Annotated in this window: 21 protein-coding genes; 16 read left to right on the top strand and 5 right to left on the bottom strand. The window is 65.1% G+C overall.

What is annotated here, in order from left to right; translation table 11 throughout:
* Positions 1-48: 48 nt before the first annotated feature.
* Positions 49-1,821: a protein kinase gene (locus K8I61_09900; protein ID MBZ0272339.1), complete on the bottom strand. Its 1,773-nt coding sequence runs from the start codon at positions 1,819-1,821 to the stop codon at positions 49-51.
* A 260-nt stretch (positions 1,822-2,081) separates the two neighbouring features.
* Here K8I61_09900 and K8I61_09895 point away from each other — a divergent pair, with 260 nt between their 5' ends.
* The 16 genes from K8I61_09895 (at position 2,082) to queD (ending at position 14,776) form a co-directional block, all read left to right on the top strand.
* A complete protein-coding gene (locus K8I61_09895) occupies positions 2,082-2,699 on the top strand; it encodes an MBL fold metallo-hydrolase (protein ID MBZ0272338.1) in 618 nt (205 codons plus the stop codon).
* Positions 2,696-3,919 carry a bifunctional phosphopantothenoylcysteine decarboxylase/phosphopantothenate--cysteine ligase CoaBC gene (gene coaBC / locus K8I61_09890; GenBank protein ID MBZ0272337.1) on the top strand — a complete coding sequence of 408 codons (1,224 nt, stop codon included), beginning with the start codon at positions 2,696-2,698 and terminating at the stop codon, positions 3,917-3,919. Before K8I61_09895 ends, coaBC begins: the two co-directional genes overlap by 4 nt.
* Before the next feature lie 68 nt (positions 3,920-3,987).
* On the top strand, positions 3,988-4,818 hold the full coding sequence (locus K8I61_09885) for a uracil-DNA glycosylase (protein ID MBZ0272336.1): 831 nt from the start codon (positions 3,988-3,990) through the stop codon (positions 4,816-4,818).
* Positions 4,815-6,212: a nodulation protein NfeD gene (locus tag K8I61_09880; protein ID MBZ0272335.1), complete on the top strand. Its 1,398-nt coding sequence runs from the start codon at positions 4,815-4,817 to the stop codon at positions 6,210-6,212. The genes K8I61_09885 and K8I61_09880 overlap by 4 nt, the downstream gene beginning before the upstream one ends.
* A gap of 24 nt (positions 6,213-6,236) precedes the next feature.
* The gene (locus K8I61_09875) at positions 6,237-6,995 is read left to right on the top strand and encodes a slipin family protein (protein MBZ0272334.1); all 759 of its coding nucleotides are present in this window, start codon (positions 6,237-6,239) and stop codon (positions 6,993-6,995) included.
* A 27-nt stretch (positions 6,996-7,022) separates the two neighbouring features.
* Complete coding sequence (gene queA / locus K8I61_09870; protein MBZ0272333.1) at positions 7,023-8,063, top strand: tRNA preQ1(34) S-adenosylmethionine ribosyltransferase-isomerase QueA; 1,041 nt, start codon at positions 7,023-7,025, stop codon at positions 8,061-8,063.
* Between the two features lie 11 nt (positions 8,064-8,074).
* Positions 8,075-9,166: a tetraacyldisaccharide 4'-kinase gene (gene lpxK / locus K8I61_09865; GenBank protein ID MBZ0272332.1), complete on the top strand. Its 1,092-nt coding sequence runs from the start codon at positions 8,075-8,077 to the stop codon at positions 9,164-9,166.
* Positions 9,163-9,747: an HAD family hydrolase gene (locus K8I61_09860; protein MBZ0272331.1), complete on the top strand. Its 585-nt coding sequence runs from the start codon at positions 9,163-9,165 to the stop codon at positions 9,745-9,747. Before lpxK ends, K8I61_09860 begins: the two co-directional genes overlap by 4 nt.
* Positions 9,740-10,762: a bifunctional hydroxymethylpyrimidine kinase/phosphomethylpyrimidine kinase gene (locus K8I61_09855; GenBank protein MBZ0272330.1), complete on the top strand. Its 1,023-nt coding sequence runs from the start codon at positions 9,740-9,742 to the stop codon at positions 10,760-10,762. Before K8I61_09860 ends, K8I61_09855 begins: the two co-directional genes overlap by 8 nt.
* Positions 10,741-11,226, top strand: coding sequence for an adenylyltransferase/cytidyltransferase family protein (locus K8I61_09850; protein MBZ0272329.1), 486 nt, complete (start codon positions 10,741-10,743; stop codon positions 11,224-11,226). The genes K8I61_09855 and K8I61_09850 overlap by 22 nt, the downstream gene beginning before the upstream one ends.
* Positions 11,223-12,170, top strand: coding sequence for a GDP-mannose 4,6-dehydratase (locus K8I61_09845; GenBank protein MBZ0272328.1), 948 nt, complete (start codon positions 11,223-11,225; stop codon positions 12,168-12,170). Before K8I61_09850 ends, K8I61_09845 begins: the two co-directional genes overlap by 4 nt.
* The gene (locus K8I61_09840; GenBank protein ID MBZ0272327.1) at positions 12,170-12,346 is read left to right on the top strand and encodes a Trm112 family protein; all 177 of its coding nucleotides are present in this window, start codon (positions 12,170-12,172) and stop codon (positions 12,344-12,346) included. Before K8I61_09845 ends, K8I61_09840 begins: the two co-directional genes overlap by 1 nt.
* On the top strand, positions 12,343-13,176 hold the full coding sequence (gene kdsA / locus K8I61_09835; protein MBZ0272326.1) for a 3-deoxy-8-phosphooctulonate synthase: 834 nt from the start codon (positions 12,343-12,345) through the stop codon (positions 13,174-13,176). Before K8I61_09840 ends, kdsA begins: the two co-directional genes overlap by 4 nt.
* Before the next feature lie 297 nt (positions 13,177-13,473).
* On the top strand, positions 13,474-13,887 hold the full coding sequence (locus K8I61_09830) for a phasin family protein (GenBank protein ID MBZ0272325.1): 414 nt from the start codon (positions 13,474-13,476) through the stop codon (positions 13,885-13,887).
* Positions 13,888-13,942: 55 nt separating this feature from the next.
* A complete protein-coding gene (locus tag K8I61_09825; GenBank protein ID MBZ0272324.1) occupies positions 13,943-14,290 on the top strand; it encodes a phasin family protein in 348 nt (115 codons plus the stop codon).
* A 111-nt stretch (positions 14,291-14,401) separates the two neighbouring features.
* Positions 14,402-14,776 (top strand): 6-carboxytetrahydropterin synthase QueD, encoded by a 375-nt coding sequence (gene queD, locus K8I61_09820; protein MBZ0272323.1) that lies wholly within the window; start codon positions 14,402-14,404, stop codon positions 14,774-14,776.
* 36 nt (positions 14,777-14,812) lie between these two features.
* Here the strand turns inward: queD and hflC are convergent, their stop codons facing one another.
* From hflC to K8I61_09800, 4 genes are all read right to left on the bottom strand, one after another.
* Complete coding sequence (gene hflC, locus K8I61_09815) at positions 14,813-15,772, bottom strand: protease modulator HflC (protein ID MBZ0272322.1); 960 nt, start codon at positions 15,770-15,772, stop codon at positions 14,813-14,815.
* Positions 15,769-16,836 carry an FtsH protease activity modulator HflK gene (hflK, locus tag K8I61_09810; protein ID MBZ0272321.1) on the bottom strand — a complete coding sequence of 356 codons (1,068 nt, stop codon included), beginning with the start codon at positions 16,834-16,836 and terminating at the stop codon, positions 15,769-15,771. Before hflK ends, hflC begins: the two co-directional genes overlap by 4 nt.
* Before the next feature lie 111 nt (positions 16,837-16,947).
* A complete protein-coding gene (locus K8I61_09805) occupies positions 16,948-17,724 on the bottom strand; it encodes a hypothetical protein (GenBank protein ID MBZ0272320.1) in 777 nt (258 codons plus the stop codon).
* Between the two features lie 20 nt (positions 17,725-17,744).
* Positions 17,745-18,050: hypothetical protein (locus K8I61_09800; protein ID MBZ0272319.1), on the bottom strand; the 306-nt coding region annotated here is incomplete at its 5' end.

The raw sequence follows: 18,050 nt of genomic DNA, 5'->3' as shown, positions 1-18,050 counted from the left end.
TCCGAGGCATGCACGGCGCGGGCGCGCCGCCGGTTTTTCTCGGCGACGTCATTTTGATTTGTTGCGGCGCTCGAGTGCGCGATTGTAGTTGACGGCCACGTCCCAATCGTTCGGCCGCAGGCGATACAGCGTGCCGTAGATTTTGTACGCGCGGTCGTAGTCGCCCGCGTTCATGGCCCGGCGCGCCTGGTCTTTCAACGTCAGCACGACGCGCTCCTGCTTGCCCATAAGCGGGCCATCGTTCGAACGCAGGCGCTTGGCGCGCTCGTACCAGGCGAACGAGCCGACGCCGCGCGTGGCGAGCATGCCGGCGCGAAACGACAGATCGCCCGCTTCCTCCAACGTGCGGCTTGCCGCGTACGGCGCCGCCAGCGGAAAAACGACGAACGCGAGAAGCAGGAGCCCCGCGGCGGCCCCGGCGGCGATATACAACACGCGCGCGCGGGGTGCGCGAGACGGCGCGGGCGCGCCCGGCGCTGTTGTGTTGGGTCGCGGCGGAGCGGCACGTCCCGCCTGTTCGCGCGCTTGCGCTTCGTCGATTCGGTCAAGCATCTCGCGCGCCTTCTTCGACGGCATCCGCGATAGCGCGCTGTCGAGAATGGCGCGCGCCTCGTCGTGATCGCCCTTGGCTAGCCGTTCGTGGGCGTGCACGATGGCCTTTTCGGTGTCATTTTTCGCCTCGAGGATCCTTGCGCGCAATTCGGCGGCGGTCTCGTCGGCGGGCGTTCGCGCCAGCGCCTGATCCAGGATGCGAAGCGCGTTTGTCAGATGCCCCGCGTCGGCCTCCTGCCTGGCGCGAGCGGTCAGGTCGCCCGCGGAAATCGTCGGGTGCGTCGCGGCAAGCGGAACCGTGTCCGCGAGCGGCTCCGGCGGGCGGATCGGCGTCGTCAACGGCGCGGGCGCGTCCCCGAGCGCGCGGCGCATCTCGTCCATCGACGCGAAGCGGTCGTCCGCGCGTTTTTGCAGGCAACGCTCGATGATGCCGGCCATGTTTTCGGACAGGTCGCCGCGCCTTTCGCGAACGCGAGGCACCGGGTCCGAGAGAACGGCGTGCATCAGTTCAGGGATGCGGTCGGCCTGAAAGGGCAGCGAGCCGGTCGCCAACTCGAACATGACGACGCCCAGGCTGTAGATGTCCGAGCGGTGGTCGATCTGCCCATCCCATTGTTCCGGGCTCATGTACGGCGCGGTGCCGAGGATCTCGCCCGAGGTCGTCAGCATCGCCTGCGCATTCGATTTCGCGATGCCGAAATCCATCAGGATCGCGTGGCCGCCACTATCGATCATGATGTTGTTCGACTTGATATCGCGGTGGATCGTCCCTTCCCGGTGGATGTGCGCGACCGCGCGCGCGATCTGCCGGGCGATATCCATCAGCGTCGGTTCGGGGAGCGGCCCCGTCTCGTGCAAAAGCTCCTTGACGGTCTTGCCGTGGATGTACTTCATGACGAAAAACAGGCACGCGCCGTGCTTGCCGATCAGGTAGATCGGCACGATGTTCGGATGGTCCATCCGCGCGGAGATGCGCACCTCTTCCTCGAAGCGGCGCAGCAGGCGCTCGTTGGTCATCAGCGCGCGCGGCAGCACCTTGATCGCGACCGTTCGCCCCAGGTCAAAGTCGATCTCTCGTGCCTCGAACACGTGCCCCATGCCGCCTTGTCCGACAAGGCGGAGGATCTTGTATTTGCCGGCGAGCACGGTGCCCGGCGCGATATCGACGTCGGCGCCCGCCGCGACAATCTGCTCCTCCCTCGGCGCCGAACCGGGGGTTTGCGTCAGGTCGGAGCCGCAATAGCGGCATTTGAGCGCCTCGGCCTTCACCTCTTCGGCGCAGAAAGGGCAAATTTTGGTGGAGCCCGACGCGGGAGGGCTGCCGTTTCCGGCTTCCCCCGCCGGAGTTTGAGGATTCCGTGGGTTCTGAGGCTCGTTCATGACCAACGAACAAGTATGGTCCCCCACCCCCACCTGTCAAGAAAAGCCTTCGATTTTCCGGAGCTTTTTCGATCGCTCCTTGACCGGGTACCCCCCATCCGATAAACATTCGACAGGGAATGGGGGCGCCGTCGGGCGCGGGGATTTGCATGATTTTGAAGAGCCTTCCAACCGGTCCTCTGGGCGTGAACTGCTATATCGTCGGCGATGAATCGACCGGCGACGCGGCCGTCTTTGACCCGGGCGGCGACGCCGAGGATATTCTCGCGCTGCTGGCGGTAAACGGCCTGACCTGCCGCCTCATCGTCAATACGCACACGCACTGGGACCACATCGGCGGCAATGCGGACATGAAGGCCGCGACCGGCGCGCCCTTCGTCGTGCACGAAAAAGAGGTGCCGGGCCTGGCCAGCTACGCCTCCCAGGCGGCGGCGGGCGGCATCGCGCCGCCCCCCATGCCCGACAAACTGCTGAAGGAGGGCGATACCATCGCGATCGGCGGGCTGACCGGGCGGTGCGTGGAGCTTCGCGGGCACAGCCCGTGCGCGCTTGGCATCATCTTCGACAAGCAGAAGGTCGCCATCGTCGGCGACATCCTTTTCGCGGGCTCCATCGGGCGCACCGACCTTGACGGAGGCAACGTGGAACACCTTCTCGAGGATGTGCGCACCAAGCTGTTCGTCCTTCCGGACGATACCGTCGTGCTGCCCGGACACGGCCCCGCCACCACCATCGGGCGCGAAAAACGGTTCAACCCGTTTTTCTGACCGACGTGCTTACCGGCAAGACCATCCTTCTCGGCGTCACCGGCGGAATCGCCGCTTACAAGTCCGCGGAGATTGTGCGCCTGCTGGTTCGCGCGGGCGCGCGAGTCGACGTCGTCATGACCCGATCCGCGCGCGAATTCATCACGCCGCTGACCATGCAAACCCTGTCGCAGCGCCCCGTGCTGACGGACATGTTCAGCCTCATCGAGGAATCCGAGATCGGCCACATCGCCGTCGCGCGCCGCGCGGACATCGCCGTCATCGCGCCCGCGACGGCGAACGTCATCGCGAAGATGGCCGCGGGTCTCGCCGACGATCCGCTGACAACCGTGCTGCTGGCGACGAGCGCGCCCATCCTCGTCTGTCCCGCGATGAACGACCGGATGTGGGCGCACCCCGCGACGCAGGCCAACATCCAGACGCTCGCGGCGCGCGGCGTGGAATTCGTCGATCCGCGTGCGGGCGATCTGGCCTGCCGCACCGAGGGCATCGGGCGGCTCGCCGAGCCCGCGGACATCGTCGCCGCGATCGAGCGTCGCCTTGCCGGCGGGCCGCTTTCGGGGATGGCCGTCGTGGTGACCGCCGGGCCGACGCACGAGCCCATCGACGCGGCGCGCATGATTACGAATCGATCGAGCGGCAAGATGGGCTACGCGCTTGCCGAGGCCGCGCGCGATATGGGCGCCGCCGTTACGCTTGTCTCCGGGCCGACCGCGCTTGCCGATCCGCCCGGTGTCGCCACGGTGCGCGTGCGTACCGCCGCCGAAATGATGACCGCGACGCGCGAGGCTTTCGCCGCCGCGAATGCGCTCATCATGTGCGCGGCGGTCGCGGATGTGCGCCCGGCGAATCCCGCCGCCGGCAAGATCGCCAAGGCGGAACTGGGCGACGCGATCGCGCTTGCGCCGAACGACGACATCGTCGCCACGCTCGCGCGCGAAAAGGGCGATCGCCTCGTGGTCGGGTTCGCGGCGGAAGCGGGCAAGGGCGCGGCCGGGCGCGCGCGCAAGAAACTCGCCGACAAGGGGCTCGATTTCATCGTCGTCAACGATGTCGGCGACGCGGCGATCGGATTCGATTCCGGGCAAAATGAGGTGATGATCCTCGGCCGTGACGGCGATGACCGATCGATCGCGCGCGCGCCAAAGCGCGACGTCGCGCGGCAAATTCTTGAACACGTATTCAAAACGCGTCTTTTGGGAACGCCGGGCGGCGCATGAGCGACGCGGCCGACATCCTGAGCGAGATCGACCGCACGCTTGCGTTCCTTCGCCGGCAGCGGCGCACGATGGCGTGTTCCGAAGAAGCGATCGAGATCGCGCACGGCCGCCGTCCGCCTCCGGGCGAGGACATCGATGCCGAATCCAACGAGGCCAAGGCGGCGCCGGCCGTGAACATGCCGCGGGCGCGGGAGGAAATCGTCATCGGGGCGACGCAAGCCGAACGCGCGGCGGGCGACGGTAGTTTCGCGGAAATCGCGAAGGAGTACGGAACCGACATGAGCGGCCTTTCGCCGGATGACACAGGCCGGGCGCTTGGCGCGGCGCGCACGCTCGACGACGTGCGCGCAGTGCTCGGCGAATGCGTGCGTTGCAAATTGGCGCCGACGCGCAAGAACATCGTGTTCGGCGTCGGCAACCCGAACGCGGATTTGATGTTCGTCGGCGAGGGCCCGGGCGCGGACGAGGACGAACAGGGCGAGCCCTTCGTCGGCCGCGCGGGGCAGCTTCTGACAAAGATGATTGAAGCGATGGGCGTGACGCGAAAGGACGTTTACATCGCGAATGTCGTCAAATGCCGCCCGCCGAAAAATCGCGAGCCCGAGCCGGACGAGATCGCGGCCTGCTCGCCGTTTCTGCGCGCGCAGATTCGCGCGATCCGGCCCAAGGTCATCTGTACGCTCGGCAATCCCGCGACGCGGCTTTTGCTCGACACGATGCAGGGCATCTCGAAGATGCGCGGCCGGTTTCATGACCTCGACGGCATTCCCGTGATGCCGACCTTTCATCCCTCGTATCTGCTGCGCAGTCCGCAGTACAAGGGGCAGGCATGGGAAGACCTTCAGATCATCATGGATCATCTCGGCTGGAAGCGGCCCGAAAAAAAGGCTCAACCATGAAACGGGCGACGCGCCGGGGCCGCGTGTCGCGCGCGCTTGCGCCGCTCGCGTTCGCGACGGCGTTCGTTCTTGCGGCCGCACTTACCGGTGCGATGCTTTCGCCCGCGGCGGCGCAACCTTCCGAAAACGCCGAAGCTCCCGTTGCCGCGGGCGAGCGCAGCGTTCTTGTGGTTTCGATCGAGAACATGACGATCAACCCGGGCAGCTCGGATTATCTGCGCGCCGCGATCATCGAGGCCGAAGCCAGGCGCAGCGAGGCGCTTGTCATCGAACTCGACACGCCGGGCGGACTTGTCGATTCGACGCGCGACATCGTCAAGGAATTCCTCGCCTCGCCCGTGCCGGTCATCGTTTATGTCACGCCGCCGGGGGCTCGCGCGGGCAGCGCGGGTGTGATGATCACGCTTGCCTCGCATATCGCCGCAATGGCGCCGGGGACGAATATCGGCGCCGCGCATCCGGTCGCCGGCGGCGGCCAGGAAATCGGCGAGGAGATGAACAAGAAGATCACAAATGACACGGTCGCGTGGGTCGAGGGCATCGCCGAGCAACGCGGACGGAATCGCGAATGGGCGGTCAAGGCCGTGCGCGACAGCGTGTCCGTGACCGCCACCGACGCGCTCGAAAAGAAGGTCATCGACTTTGTCGCCACGAATCTCGACGACGTTCTGGCAAAGGCCGACGGCCGCACGGTGACGCTCGGCGGCGGTATCGAAAAGACGCTCGCGACAAAAGGCGCACTCGTTATGCGGCGCCCGCCCGGGCTCAAACATCGGCTCATCATGCGCCTTGCGGATCCAAACCTGGCCTACATCTTCATGATGATCGGATTCCTGGGGATCTACGCCGAATTTTCACACCCGGGGCTGATTTTTCCGGGCGTGATCGGCGCGGTGTGTTTCCTGCTTTTCCTCATGAGCACGCAGATCTTGCCGATCAACGTCGTCGGCGTCATCCTCATTGTCGTCGGGCTTGCGCTTTTCATCGCAGAGGTGCAGGTCACGAGTTACGGATTGCTGACGCTCGGCGGCGCGATTTCGCTGGCCCTGGGTTCGCTTTTCCTGTTTGATGTCCCGGAGAAAGTCGTGGATCCCGATTATTCGTTTTCCGTATCGCCGGCCATTGTCCTTCCGGTCACCGTCGGGTTTGCGCTGGCGGTCGGGCTCATCACGTGGATGGTCGTGCGCGTGCATCGGCGGCGTCCGCAAACGGGCGCGGAGTCGATCGTCGGGACGACGGGTGTCGTGACGACGGCGATCGACCCGTTGGCGGGCGGACAGGTGAAGCTTGCCGGCGAATTCTGGCACGCGAAAAGCGCCGTCCCCGTCGAGGCCGGCGCCATCGTTCGCGTGGTCGCGGTGAAGGGCGCTCATATCGAAGTTACGCCGGCGTAATCGCGCCGGCAAAAGGGGGTTGTCATGCTGGAGATGTTTGGGGGCGTCGGCCTGTTTTTCATGTTCGCGCTCGTCTATTTCTTTTCGGGCATTCGCATCATCAACGAATACGAGCGCGGCGTGGTCTTTCGCCTCGGCCGCGTCACGCCGCTGAAGGGCGCGGGATTCAAGTGGATCATTCCCGGCATCGACAAGATGTTGAAGGTCAGCACGCGCGTCGTGGTCGTCGACATTCCTCCCCAGGACGTCATCACGCGCGACAACGTGACGGTGAAGGTCAACGCGGTCTTCTATTTTCGCGTGATGGATCCGCTAAAGGCCGTGCTCGAGGTGGAGAACTACATCTACGCATCGAGCCAGCTCGCGCAGACGACGCTCCGCAGCGTGCTCGGCGAGGTGGAGCTTGACGACCTGCTGTCGGATCGCGAAAAGATCAACCAACGCCTGCAACACATCATCGACGAACGCACGGACCCGTGGGGCGTGAAGGTCACGGCGGTTGAGGTTAAGCACATCGACCTGCCGACCGAGATGCAGCGCGCCATGGCCCGCCAGGCGGAGGCCGAACGCGAGAGGCGGGCGAAGATCATCGCCGCGGAAGGCGAGTTCCAGGCTTCGCAGCGCCTCGCGGACGCGGCGAAGATCATCGGGGAGCAGCCGGCGGCGTTGCAGCTTCGCTATTTGCAGACGCTCGTCGAGATCGCGACCGAGAACAATTCGACGACGCTCTTTCCGATTCCCATCGACATCTTTCGGGGATTCATCAAGGACGGCGCGCGCTAACGGCGCCAGGCGGTCCTGTCCGATCGCATGAACACCGCCGATTTCGATTACGAGCTGCCGCCGGAACGCATCGCGCAGCAGCCCGCCGAGCCGCGCGACGCCGCGCGTCTATTGGTTTTTGACCGGGCGCAAAACCGGACGACGCACGCGCACGTGCGCGATCTGCCTTCGTTTGTCGCGCCGGGCACGCTCGTGGTTTTCAACGACACCCGCGTGCGCGCCGCGCGACTTTTCGGAAAAAGACCGACCGGCGGTCATGTCGAGCTGCTCCTCACCGAGCGCGTCGGCGAATCTCCGGCGACGTTTCGCGCCATCGGGCGGGCGCGCCGGGGATTTCGCCTTGGCGAGATCCTTCGTCTCGCGCCGGACGTGACCGCGACGGTCGTCGATCGGGGCGGGGCCGAGTTTGTGGTGCGCATCGATGCGCCCGGGGACGTGGAGGCGCGTATCGACGAGATCGGCGTGATGCCGCTTCCGCCGTACATCAGGCGCGACGCGGACGACAACCCGGACAACGCGCACGACCGCGAGCGTTACCAGACGGTGTACGCGCGGCGAATCGGCGCGGCGGCGGCGCCCACGGCGGGCCTGCATTTCACGCCGGAGTTGATCGACGCGCTTCGCGATAAGGGCGCCCAGATCGGCTACCTTACGCTGCACGTCGGCCTGGGAACCTTTCTGCCGGTGCGCACGGAGACGATCGACGAACACCGCATCCACGAGGAGGCGTTTTGTATCAGCGAGGAGCTTGCCGCGCTCGTCGCGGCGGCGCGCCGCGAGAGGCGGCCGGTGCTCGCCGTCGGCACGACCGTCTGCCGCGCGCTCGAAGCGGCATGGGACGGCGAGACGCTCGCCGTCGGCGACGCCCGCACGTCGATCTTCCTGAAACCGGGGAGCGAGTTTCGCGTCGTCGATAAGTTGATGACGAACTTCCATCTGCCACGCTCGACGCTGCTGATGCTCGTCGCCGCCTTCATGGGGCGCGAGGCCGTGTTGTCGCTGTACGACGAGGCGATTCGCGAAGGCTATCGATTTTACAGCTATGGCGACGCCATGCTGATTTCCTGACGGCGCGGGCGATGAAGCAAAGCGATTTCGAACGACTGTTCTACAAGCGCCCCGCCGAGATCGAGCGGCAGCCGGCGCTGTGGCCTCTTCGCGCCGCGTCGTTCGTGTACGCCCTGGCGATGCGCGTGCGTGCGGCGGCGTACCGCGCGGGAATTCTCGCCGGCGTGCGTCCGGCGATTCCCGCGATCAGCGTCGGCAACATCACCGTCGGCGGCACCGGCAAGACGCCGCTTGCGTATTACGTCGCCGAGCGCCTGCGCGAGATGGGCCGCCGCCCCGCGATCGTCTCGCGCGGGTATCGCGGCGCGAAGGAGGGCGCGGTCGCCGTGGTCGGCGACGGCAAATCGCTGAAGCTGACGGCCGCGGAGGCCGGCGACGAGCCGTTCATGATGGCGGTGCGCGTTCCGCGTATCCCCGTCGTCATCGGCGCGCGGCGCGCGGACGCCGTCGCGCACGCGGCGAAAAAGCTCGGGGCCGACGTCGCCGTGTGCGACGACGCCTTCTCGCATCTGGGGCTTTCCCGCGCGGTCGATATCGTGTGCGTCAACGGCAATGTGGGATTCGGGAATCATCGCACCGTGCCCATCGGCCCGCTGCGCGAACCTTTGTCCGCGCTGGCCCGCGGCGCGATGATCCTGGTGAAGGACGGCGCGACGGCCATCGAGGATATCGCCGCGATCGCGCGCGCGCACGGCTTTGCCGGCCCGGTCATTTCCTGGCGTTACAAGATCGCTTCGTTTTATCTACTGAAGGACGGCCTCGAGATCGACACCGATTACGTCATCGGCAAGCCCGTCCACGCATTAGCCGCCACCGCGTTTCCCGAAGAATTCTTTCGCCTGCTTGAAGCGGCGGGGCTTCGCGTGGTGCGCCGCACCGTGCGCCCGGACCATCACGCGTGGACCGACGCGGACCTGAAAAGGCCCGATTCGATTGCCGCGTCGGAGGCCGTTATGTATCATGTGACGACCGAAAAGGACGCCGTCAAATTGCGGCGTCTGGCGCCGCCGGACGAATCCCCCTTTCTTGTCATGCGCGTTCAACCCGCGTTTTCCGACGAGGATCGATTGACGATCGACCAACTCATCAAGAGCGTTTCGTGACGCGGCCGGCGGTGTTTCTCGACCGCGACGGCTGCCTGTCCGAGGAGGTCGGCTACGTGAATCACGTCAGCCGCATCCGCGCGATCCCCGGCGTGGCCGGCGCGATCGCGCGGCTGAATCGCGCGGGCGTGCCGGCGGTGATGGTGACCAATCAGGCCGGCGCCGCGCGGGGGTATTTTCCGCTCGATCTGATCGAGCAGGTGAACGCCGCGCTCGTTGCGCAGCTTGCCGGGCAGGGCGCGCGGATCGACGGCGTGTATTATTGCCCGCACCTTCGCGGCGCGGTTCTGCCCGAGCTTGATGTCGATTGCGGCTGCCGCAAGCCACGAACGGGACTCATCGAGCGCGCGGCGGCCGATCTTAATCTGGATCCGAAACGGTCGTTCATGGTCGGCGACAAATATTCGGACGTGGAGTTGGGGTTTGCGATGGGCGGGGAGGGCCTACTCGTGTTGACGGGATACGGACGAGGCGAGGTCGAGTGGTTTTCCTCCGGCTGGAAGCGGCCGCCGGACCTTGTCGCCGAAAATCTGGATGAGGTCGTTGACCACGTTTTCGAAAGGCTCGGGATCGATGGCTGACCAGGCGCGCTTGCGAGAGATCATCGACGGATTTTCGCGCGTGAAGATCGGCGTCATCGGCGACCTCGTCGCGGATATCTTTGTTTACGGCCAGACGCGCCGCGTTTCGCGCGAGGCGCCGGTGCTGATTCTCGATTACGTCGAGGAGCGCCTGTCGCCCGGCGGCGCGGCGAATGCGGCCGGCAACGCGCGCGCGCTCGGCGCCCAGGTGGCCGTGGTGGGCGCCGTGGGCGACGATCCTCCCGGCCGCGAACTCGTGAAGTCGCTTTCCGATCGCGGCATCGACCACGCAGGCGTCATCACCGTTCCCGACCGCGTCACCACGGCCAAGCAGCGCATCGCCGGCGCGAGCCTGCACACCACGTTTCAGCAGATCCTTCGCATCGACCGCGGCGAACGCGAATACATCGGCGGCGAGCCCCGTGCGCGGCTTTTGCAGTCGCTTGATGACATGGCGCGCCGCGTGGACGCGCTCATCGTCTCGGATTACGGTTATGGGATGATCGGCGAAAATCTCGTGCACGCCATCAACGAGATCGGCAAGAGCGAGATCGTGCCGGTGCTCGTGGATTCGCGTTATCAGCTCGCGCTGTTTCGCGACGTGTCGGTGATGACGCCCAACGAGCCGGAGGCCGAGGCGGCGACGGGAATCCCGATGGTTTCCGTTGACGCGGTGCGCGAGGCGGGACGCAAACTCCTGCTCGGCTCCGCCGCGCGCGGCGTGCTGGTCACGCGAGGGCGGCAGGGGATGATGCTTTTCGAGCAAGACGGCGACGAGACGCCGATCCCGATTTTCGGATCGGACGAGATCGCCGACGTCACCGGCGCCGGGGATACCGTCATCGCGACCTACGCGGCGGCGCTCGCGTCCGGCGCGTCGATGAAGGAGGCGATGGTGCTCTCGAACGTCGCGGGCGGGCTTGTCGTCATGAAACACGGCACCGCGACGGTGAGCGCCGACGAACTGCGCGAGGCCATCGAACGGAGCGACCCGTGGCACGGATTGTCACACTAGGAGCGCTCGCGCCGCTCGTCGCCGCGCGCCGCGCCCAGGGCGCCTCGATCGTGCTGGCCAACGGCGCGTTCGATCTGCTGCACGTGGGTCACGTGCGTTATCTGCGCGGCGCCGCGGCGCTTGGCGATGTGCTTGTCGTCGCCGTCAATTCGGATGCGTCGGTCGCGCGCGCCAAGGGCGAGGGGCGGCCGATTCTGCCGCTCGACGAACGCCTCGCGCTTGTCGCGGCGATCGAGGGCGTTGATTTCGTGACCCCCTTCGAGGAGGACGACGTGGTGAATGTGTTGCACGCCATCCGGCCGGACATCCACGCCAAGGGAACGGATTACACCGAGGACACCGTGCCCGAGGTCGCCACCGTGCGCGCGCTCGGCGGACGCACCGCCATCGCCGGCGATCCGAAGGACCACAACACCACGGACATCATCGCCCGCGTTCGCGCGGCGTACGGGAGCGGCGCGTGAAGGCGCTAGTCACCGGCTGCGCGGGATTCATCGGCAGTACGCTCGTCGAACGCCTGTTATCGGAGGGGCTCGACGTCATCGGCATCGACAGCTTCACGGACTACTACGAGCGCGCGATCAAGGAGCGAAACCTCGACGCGTTTCGGGATCACCCGCGCTTCACGTTTTACGACGTGGACGTTGCCGACTTTCCGTTCGACAAGCAGCTTGAGAAAGACGACGCGGTGTTTCACCTCGCGGCGCAGGCGGGCGTGCGCGCGAGTTGGGGCGCGGAGTTCGACCACTACACGCACAACAACATCACCGCGACGCAGCGGCTTCTCGAGCGCGTGAAGGACATCGGCCTGTCGCGTTTCGTGTTCGCGGGATCGAGTTCGGTTTACGGCGACGCGGAATCGTTCCCCACGCCGGAGGACGTGGCGCCGGCGCCGATCTCGCCCTACGGCATGACCAAGTTGGCGAGCGAGCATCTTTGCCGCATCTACCGCGTCGCGCACGGCGTACCGACGGTCAGCCTGAGGTACTTCACGGTATTTGGCCCGCGCCAGCGGCCCGACATGGCGTTTCACCGCTGGTGCAAGGCGGCGGTCACCGGCGCGCCGATCGTCGTTTACGGAGACGGCAAGCAGACGCGCGATTTCACCTACGTCTCGGACGCGGTGGCCGCGACCTTCGCCGCAATGACCGCGAAGGACGCGGTCGGCGAGGCGATCAACGTCGGGGGCGGCGAGCAAATCTCCGTCAACGACGTCATCAGGAAACTCGAGGAGATCCACGGCACGAAGGTCGAACGGCAAAACGACGGCGAACAGCGCGGCGACGTTCGCCACACGAGCGCCGATGTTGCCAGGGCGAAACGCCTGCTCGATTACAAACCCCGCGTGTCCGTGGCGGACGGGCTTGAAAAGGAATACGCCTGGATTCGGCGTCTGTACGGTGCGTGATGGCGCTTGCCGACATCCTCGACCTGCTGCGTTGTCCTTTGTGCGGCGGCCCGCTTGTCGATCGCATCGACAAAGGCGCGGTGGAGTGCGCCGCGTGCCGCCTTCGCTATCCCATCGAGGATAGCGGCATCCTGAATCTCGACCCGCGCGAGGCGCGGTCCACGGAGGCATCATGAACGACGTTCGCGTTGGCGATATCGTCATCGGCGACGGGCATCCGCTCGCCCTCATCTCCGGCCCGTGCGTCGTGGAGGACCGCGACACGGTCATGGAGATTGCGGAAAAGCTGAAGGAGCTCACCGCGCGCCACGACGTGCCGTGGATTTTCAAGTCGAGCTTCGAGAAGGACAATCGCGGCAGCGCTTCGGGCTATCGCGGACCGGGCATGGAGGGCGGTCTGCGTATTCTTGAGGAGGTGAAGCGCGCATTCGAGGTGCCCGTGCTTTCCGACGTGCATCAGATCGACCAGATCGACGCGGCGGCCGAGGTACTCGATGTCCTGCAGATCCCCGCGTATCTCTGCCAGCAAACAAGCCTCGTGCTGGCGATCGGCGAGGCGGGCAAGTGCGTCAACGTCAAGAAAGGCCAGTTCCTCGCGCCGGAAACGATGAATTCCGTCGTCGGAAAGCTTCACAGCGTCGGCAACAAAAACGTTCTCCTGACCGAGCGCGGAACATGCTTCGGCTACAACCGCCTGGTGTCGGATCTGCGTTGCGTGCCGATCATGAAGGACCTTGGCTGCCCAGTCGTTTACGATCCCACGCACATCGTGCGCATCTACGGGGTGCCGTCGGACGACCCGCGCGGCGGTGAGCCGCAATACGTGCCGATGCTCTCGCGCGTCGGCGTCGCGGCGGGGGCGAACGCGCTGTTCATCGAAACGCACACGGACCTGTCGCGCGCGAAGTGTGACGCGGTTTCGATGTTGCGTTTTGATCGGCTCGAAGGGCTGTTGCCGCAGCTTGTCGAGTTGTCGCGCATCGTGCGCGCGCAAGGCGTGGCCTGACGCGGCGCCCGCGACGGTTTGGACAGATAGGACGGGATGGACCGGCGTAACGCGACAGACCGGCGTCGCGCCCAATCGCTTCCGTTCGTCCTTCGCCGTTCGCCGGAGCCCATCCCGCCGGAGGATGGCGTATCTTCCTGATAATCCTACGGAATTCCGTCATCGCGATTATTTTTACGCGGTGCGTCAAATAATTCTTGACAATTTATGACGCAGTGCGTAAATTTGCCTCGGGTCGCTGAGAATTATCCATTCCGGGCCATGTCGCCCGAACAAGAAACGAAGAGGAGCCAAGGTATGGCCACGGATTTCATGAAGACGTTTCCCGATGTGATCAAGAGCGGCGTGAACGACGCGAAATCGACGTTCGAGACGTTCGAGAAGGAACTGAAGACGCGCTACACGAAGGATCTCGCGAAGCTCCGCAAGAACGTGGACAAGGCGCGCAAGGACGTCGAGAAGGTCCGCAAGGACGCCCGCAAGTTCGTGCAGGAAGGCGCCGGACGCGCGTTCGCGGTCCTGAATCTCCCGACCCGCACGGATGTCGAGAAGATCGCGCGGCGCGTCGACAATCTGCAGGCCGAGCTTCGCAAGCTCAACCCGGACGGCGCGGCGAAAAAGCCCGCGGCCAAGCGCACGGTCAAGAAGGCCGCTCCGAAAAAGGCGGCCACCCGCAAGCCGGCCCGCAAGACGGCGGCGCGCCGCAAATAATTCGGGCGCGCGTCCGCGGTGAGCGGACGCCCCGCCCGGGCAAGGAGGGATTCCGATGACGAACCGCAAAACCATTTCCACGCAGGTGGTCGATTTCGCCAAGCGGCTGATCGACGATTCGACCGACGTGGCCGCCCACGCCGAGGCGGAGGTCAAAAGTTTCGTCAACTACCTTGTCGAAAAGGGCCGCGTTTCGACCAGGGAGGCGCAGCGCCTCTACGACGAGATCGTCGCCACCGTGCACAAGGGACGAACGGACTTCGACAAGAAGTTCGATGAGGGCACGCGCAAGGCCCTGTGGGTTCTGAATGTCCCGACGCGCGACGAGGTCACACGCCTGGACGCGCGCGTGAAGACGCTTTCCCGCAAGGTGGCCGCATTGAAAAAAGAGCTTCAGGCGTAACAAGACGCCTTTTTCCGCGTATCGGAGCGCTCGCCGGCGCTCCGTTTTTTTTGGCCCGGCGCGATACGGTCGCAACGGCCTTTGTGCTACGCTTTGCGGCGGAGGTCGAATATGTACGAAGTGAAGGTCATCAAGGAATTCGCCGCGGCGCACAATCTGCGCAACTACAAGGGCAAGTGCGAGAATCTGCACGGCCACAACTGGACCGTGGAGCTCACCTGCCGCGCGCGCGAGCTGGACGACATCGGTATCGCGCTGGATTTCGTGGACATGAAAAAGGCGCTCGTCGAGGAACTCGAGCGTTGGGATCACAAATACCTCAACGAGCTGCCGCCGTTCGACGACGTCAATCCGTCGAGCGAAAACATGGCGCGCGTGCTTTTTGAAAGGCTCGCCGGGCGCCTTGACGACGATCGCGTCAAGGTCGTGCGCGTTGATGTGTGGGAAACGCCGACGAACCGCGCGTCGTATTTCCGTGACCAATAAGGAGCCGGCCGCCGGCCGGTCCGGCGGCATCGCTGTCTATTCGTAGGCCTTCAGGAACTTGAATAAATCGCTGTCCGTCGAGAGCACGAGCGTCGTGTTCTCGGCGATGATGGTCTTGTAGGCCTGCATCGTCCGCGTGAATTCGTAGAACGCGACCGCTTCCCGGCTCTGGTTGTACGAGCGCGCATAGATCTCGCTGGCTTTCGCGTCCGCCTCGCCCCGGATCTCCTCCACCTGCCGGTAGGCTTCCGACTGGATTTTGTTCAGGTCGCGCACGCGGTTGCCGCGGATACGGGCGGCCTCGCCGTTGCCTTCCGACAAAAAACGCTCCGCGATCTGCCGGCGTTCGCTGATCATGCGGTCGTAAATCTTGGGACGCACGCTTTCGTTGTAGTTGATCCGCTTGAAACGGATATCGAGCAATTCGATGCCGAACACCCGAACCTTTTCGGCCGCCGCCGCGAAGATTTCCTGCTCGACCAGTTTACGCCCCTTGTGGATCGGCACCAGCGATCCCATGTCCAGCGCCTTTTCCGCGTCGGTCAAAAGGGCGTCGCGAAGCGGCGTGCGATCCTTGGTGGTGCGGATGATCTCGATCAATTCGTGCTTGGCCACCGCGTTGCGGGTTTCGCTGCCGAGGATGTCGTCCAGGCGCGACTGCGCGCTTCTTTCGTCGCGCAGTCTCAGGAAATATTGAAGGGGGTCCGTGATGATCCACCGGGCGAAAAGATCGACCGAGATGTAGAGCTTGTCCTTGGTCGGCATGTCCGACGGGCTGCCGTCCCACTCCAGGATCCGCTTGTCGATGGGATTGACCTCCTGGATGAACGGCACCTTGAGCTTCAGCCCGGCGGTCGTCACCGGCGTGCCGACGGGCTTGCCGAATTGCGTGATGATCATCTGTTCGACTTCGCTTACCACGTAGATCGCGTTCATCAGGACGAACGCCGCGATGGCCACGAATGCGCCGAGAAGGATCCGGGTGATGCGGTTCATGGCTGCCCTCCGATCTTGGAGTCGAGATTCAATAGCGGAAGGATGCCGCGCGCCTCGTCGTCGATGATGATCTTGGATTGCAGGCTCGGCAGAACCTCTTGCAGGGTCTCGACGTAGATACGCCGGCGGGTGACTTCGGGCGCCTTGACGTATTCCGCCAGCAGCGCGTTGAACCGGGCGACATCGCCTTCCGCTTCATTGATACGCTTGAGGCGATAGCCGTCGGCCTCGCGGATGCGCTGGTCCTTCTCTCCCTCGGCAAGCGGAATCACCTTGTTGTATTCGCGCCGGGCCTCGTTGATCAACTTCTCCTTTTCCTGCTGCGCCTGATTGACTTCGTTGAACGACGATTGCACCGGCTCCGGCGGGTTGATGTTTTTCAACTGCACCTGGTCGATGCTGATGCCCATGGCGTATTTGCTCGAAAGCTCCTGCATCTTGGTCAGCGATTCGGCCTCGATCTCCTGCCGGCCGATGGTGATCACCTCGTCCACCGTGCGATCGCCGACGACTTCCCGCATGACGGATTCGGAGACGTGGCGAAGGGTTTGGGCCGGTTCACGGACCGCGAAAAGGTATTTGGCCGGCTCGGAAATGCGGTACTGAACCACCCATTCCACCAGGGCGGCATTCAGATCGCCCGTCACCATCTGCGTCTCCCGCGTCTGGTCGGCGGGACTCTGGCTCTGATACGGATCGGTGGCGCCGGGGGTCGCGAACCCGAATTCCTGCTTCAATTGCCTTTTGACGGGAACGATCGTCGCCGCGTCGATGCCAAGCGGTATCTTGAAGTGCAGCCCAGGCGGAACGTCTTTTAGATACTTGCCGAAACGCTGCACGACGGCGACCGAGTCGCTCGGAACGGTATAAAAAGCCGTCACGAGCGCGAAAAGTCCGACGAGCACAAGGAGAACGATCCCGACAGCTCGACCCGGGTTGAAATCCGGCGAGATTTTCCGGAACCGGTCCGTCACTTTCCGGACGACCGGTTCGATCGCGGAAACGACCTCGTCCCAACCACCCGCGGGGTCGCCCGGGTCTCCGTTTCCTCGTTGCGATGACATGCGGATGCTCCTCTCGTGTTCACGACCGTGCGTGCCGCTTCTGCCTGAAATCCTGGAAGGCCGATTTTTTGACGCTGCCCTCAGGGAGTGTTGCCCTTATGGTCCGGCCGGTCAACGGGCCGCGGCGTCCTCGTCCGGTCCGATTGCAAAGCGCCCGCTTTCCGGATCGTCGCCAAGCACGAAGGCGAGCCCGATCCGTTCGAGCGCCGCCGCGTCGATCGGCTGCGATTCCGGGCGAATCCGGATTTCGGCGGCGTGGCCGAGCGCGTGATAGATGTCGCTTGCCGCCGTCACGCGCGCGGCTTCGGCCTCGCGCGCGAACACAAGGTATCGGGCGTCGCGTTTCGTCGGCAACCGAGGCGGCGGGCCGATCGTCGGCGCCACGACGGCGACGCGTGCCCCGTCGATCGCGACGCCGAGGCGCAGCGCGATATCCGCGGTCATCTCCACGCCCGCGACGCCGACTCGATGCACGTCGATTTCGGGATGCCGGGCCAGTTCGGAAACGAGCCGATCCGCGATGCGGTTCATCCAGTCCGTATCGCCGTCGAGATAATCGTCCCACAGGCGCGCGTTCACGGAGCGAAAGACGGGCATCGCGATCGCGAGGCGGCGCTCGTTCGCGAGACGCCGCCAGCGATCAGGAATTTCCGGCGTTGCCGGCGTTTCGGTCAGCGTCGGCAGGATCAGGAGCGGAGCGGTATCGCCGGCCGCGTGCGGGCCGATATACGCCCGAAAGCGAAGCGTCGCATGGGAGGCGTATCCTGAATCGAACTGCCCGGCGAACTCGCGGCCGGGCGCGTCACCGGCTTTATCGACGCCAAGGCCTGTCATCCGGTACGCGATCACGGCGGCGGCCCCGGCCAGAAAGAGGGCGGCGGCAACCATCGCAACCGGCTTCAACGCGGTCACGGCGCCAGAAACAGCAGACCGTTGTTAAACGGCTCGAACGCGCGCGCGGCCGGGTGCGGCCGGCGGAAAACGCCCTGACCGGCGGTGGCCACGTAGAGCGCGTCGCCGAGCGTCGCGAGCGCCGTGACGCGAACCAGCGGCAGGCCCTCGCGCACACTCTCGGACGCGCCGTCCGTAAGGCGCGTCGCGATAATGCCGACGTCTTCCGCGGCGGCGAGGACCGAAACCGCGCCATCGCCGTCGGTCGCGAGCGTCGCGGCGGTGACCGGGCGCGTCGTCGCGCGATCCGATCGCCACAACGC

It is taken from the genome of bacterium (assembly GCA_019912885.1).
In the GTDB taxonomy this organism is placed as follows: Bacteria; Lernaellota; Lernaellaia; order JACKCT01; family JACKCT01; genus JAIOHV01.
Note: the sequence above shows the minus strand (reverse complement) of the source record. Positions and strands in the feature narration are given on the sequence as shown.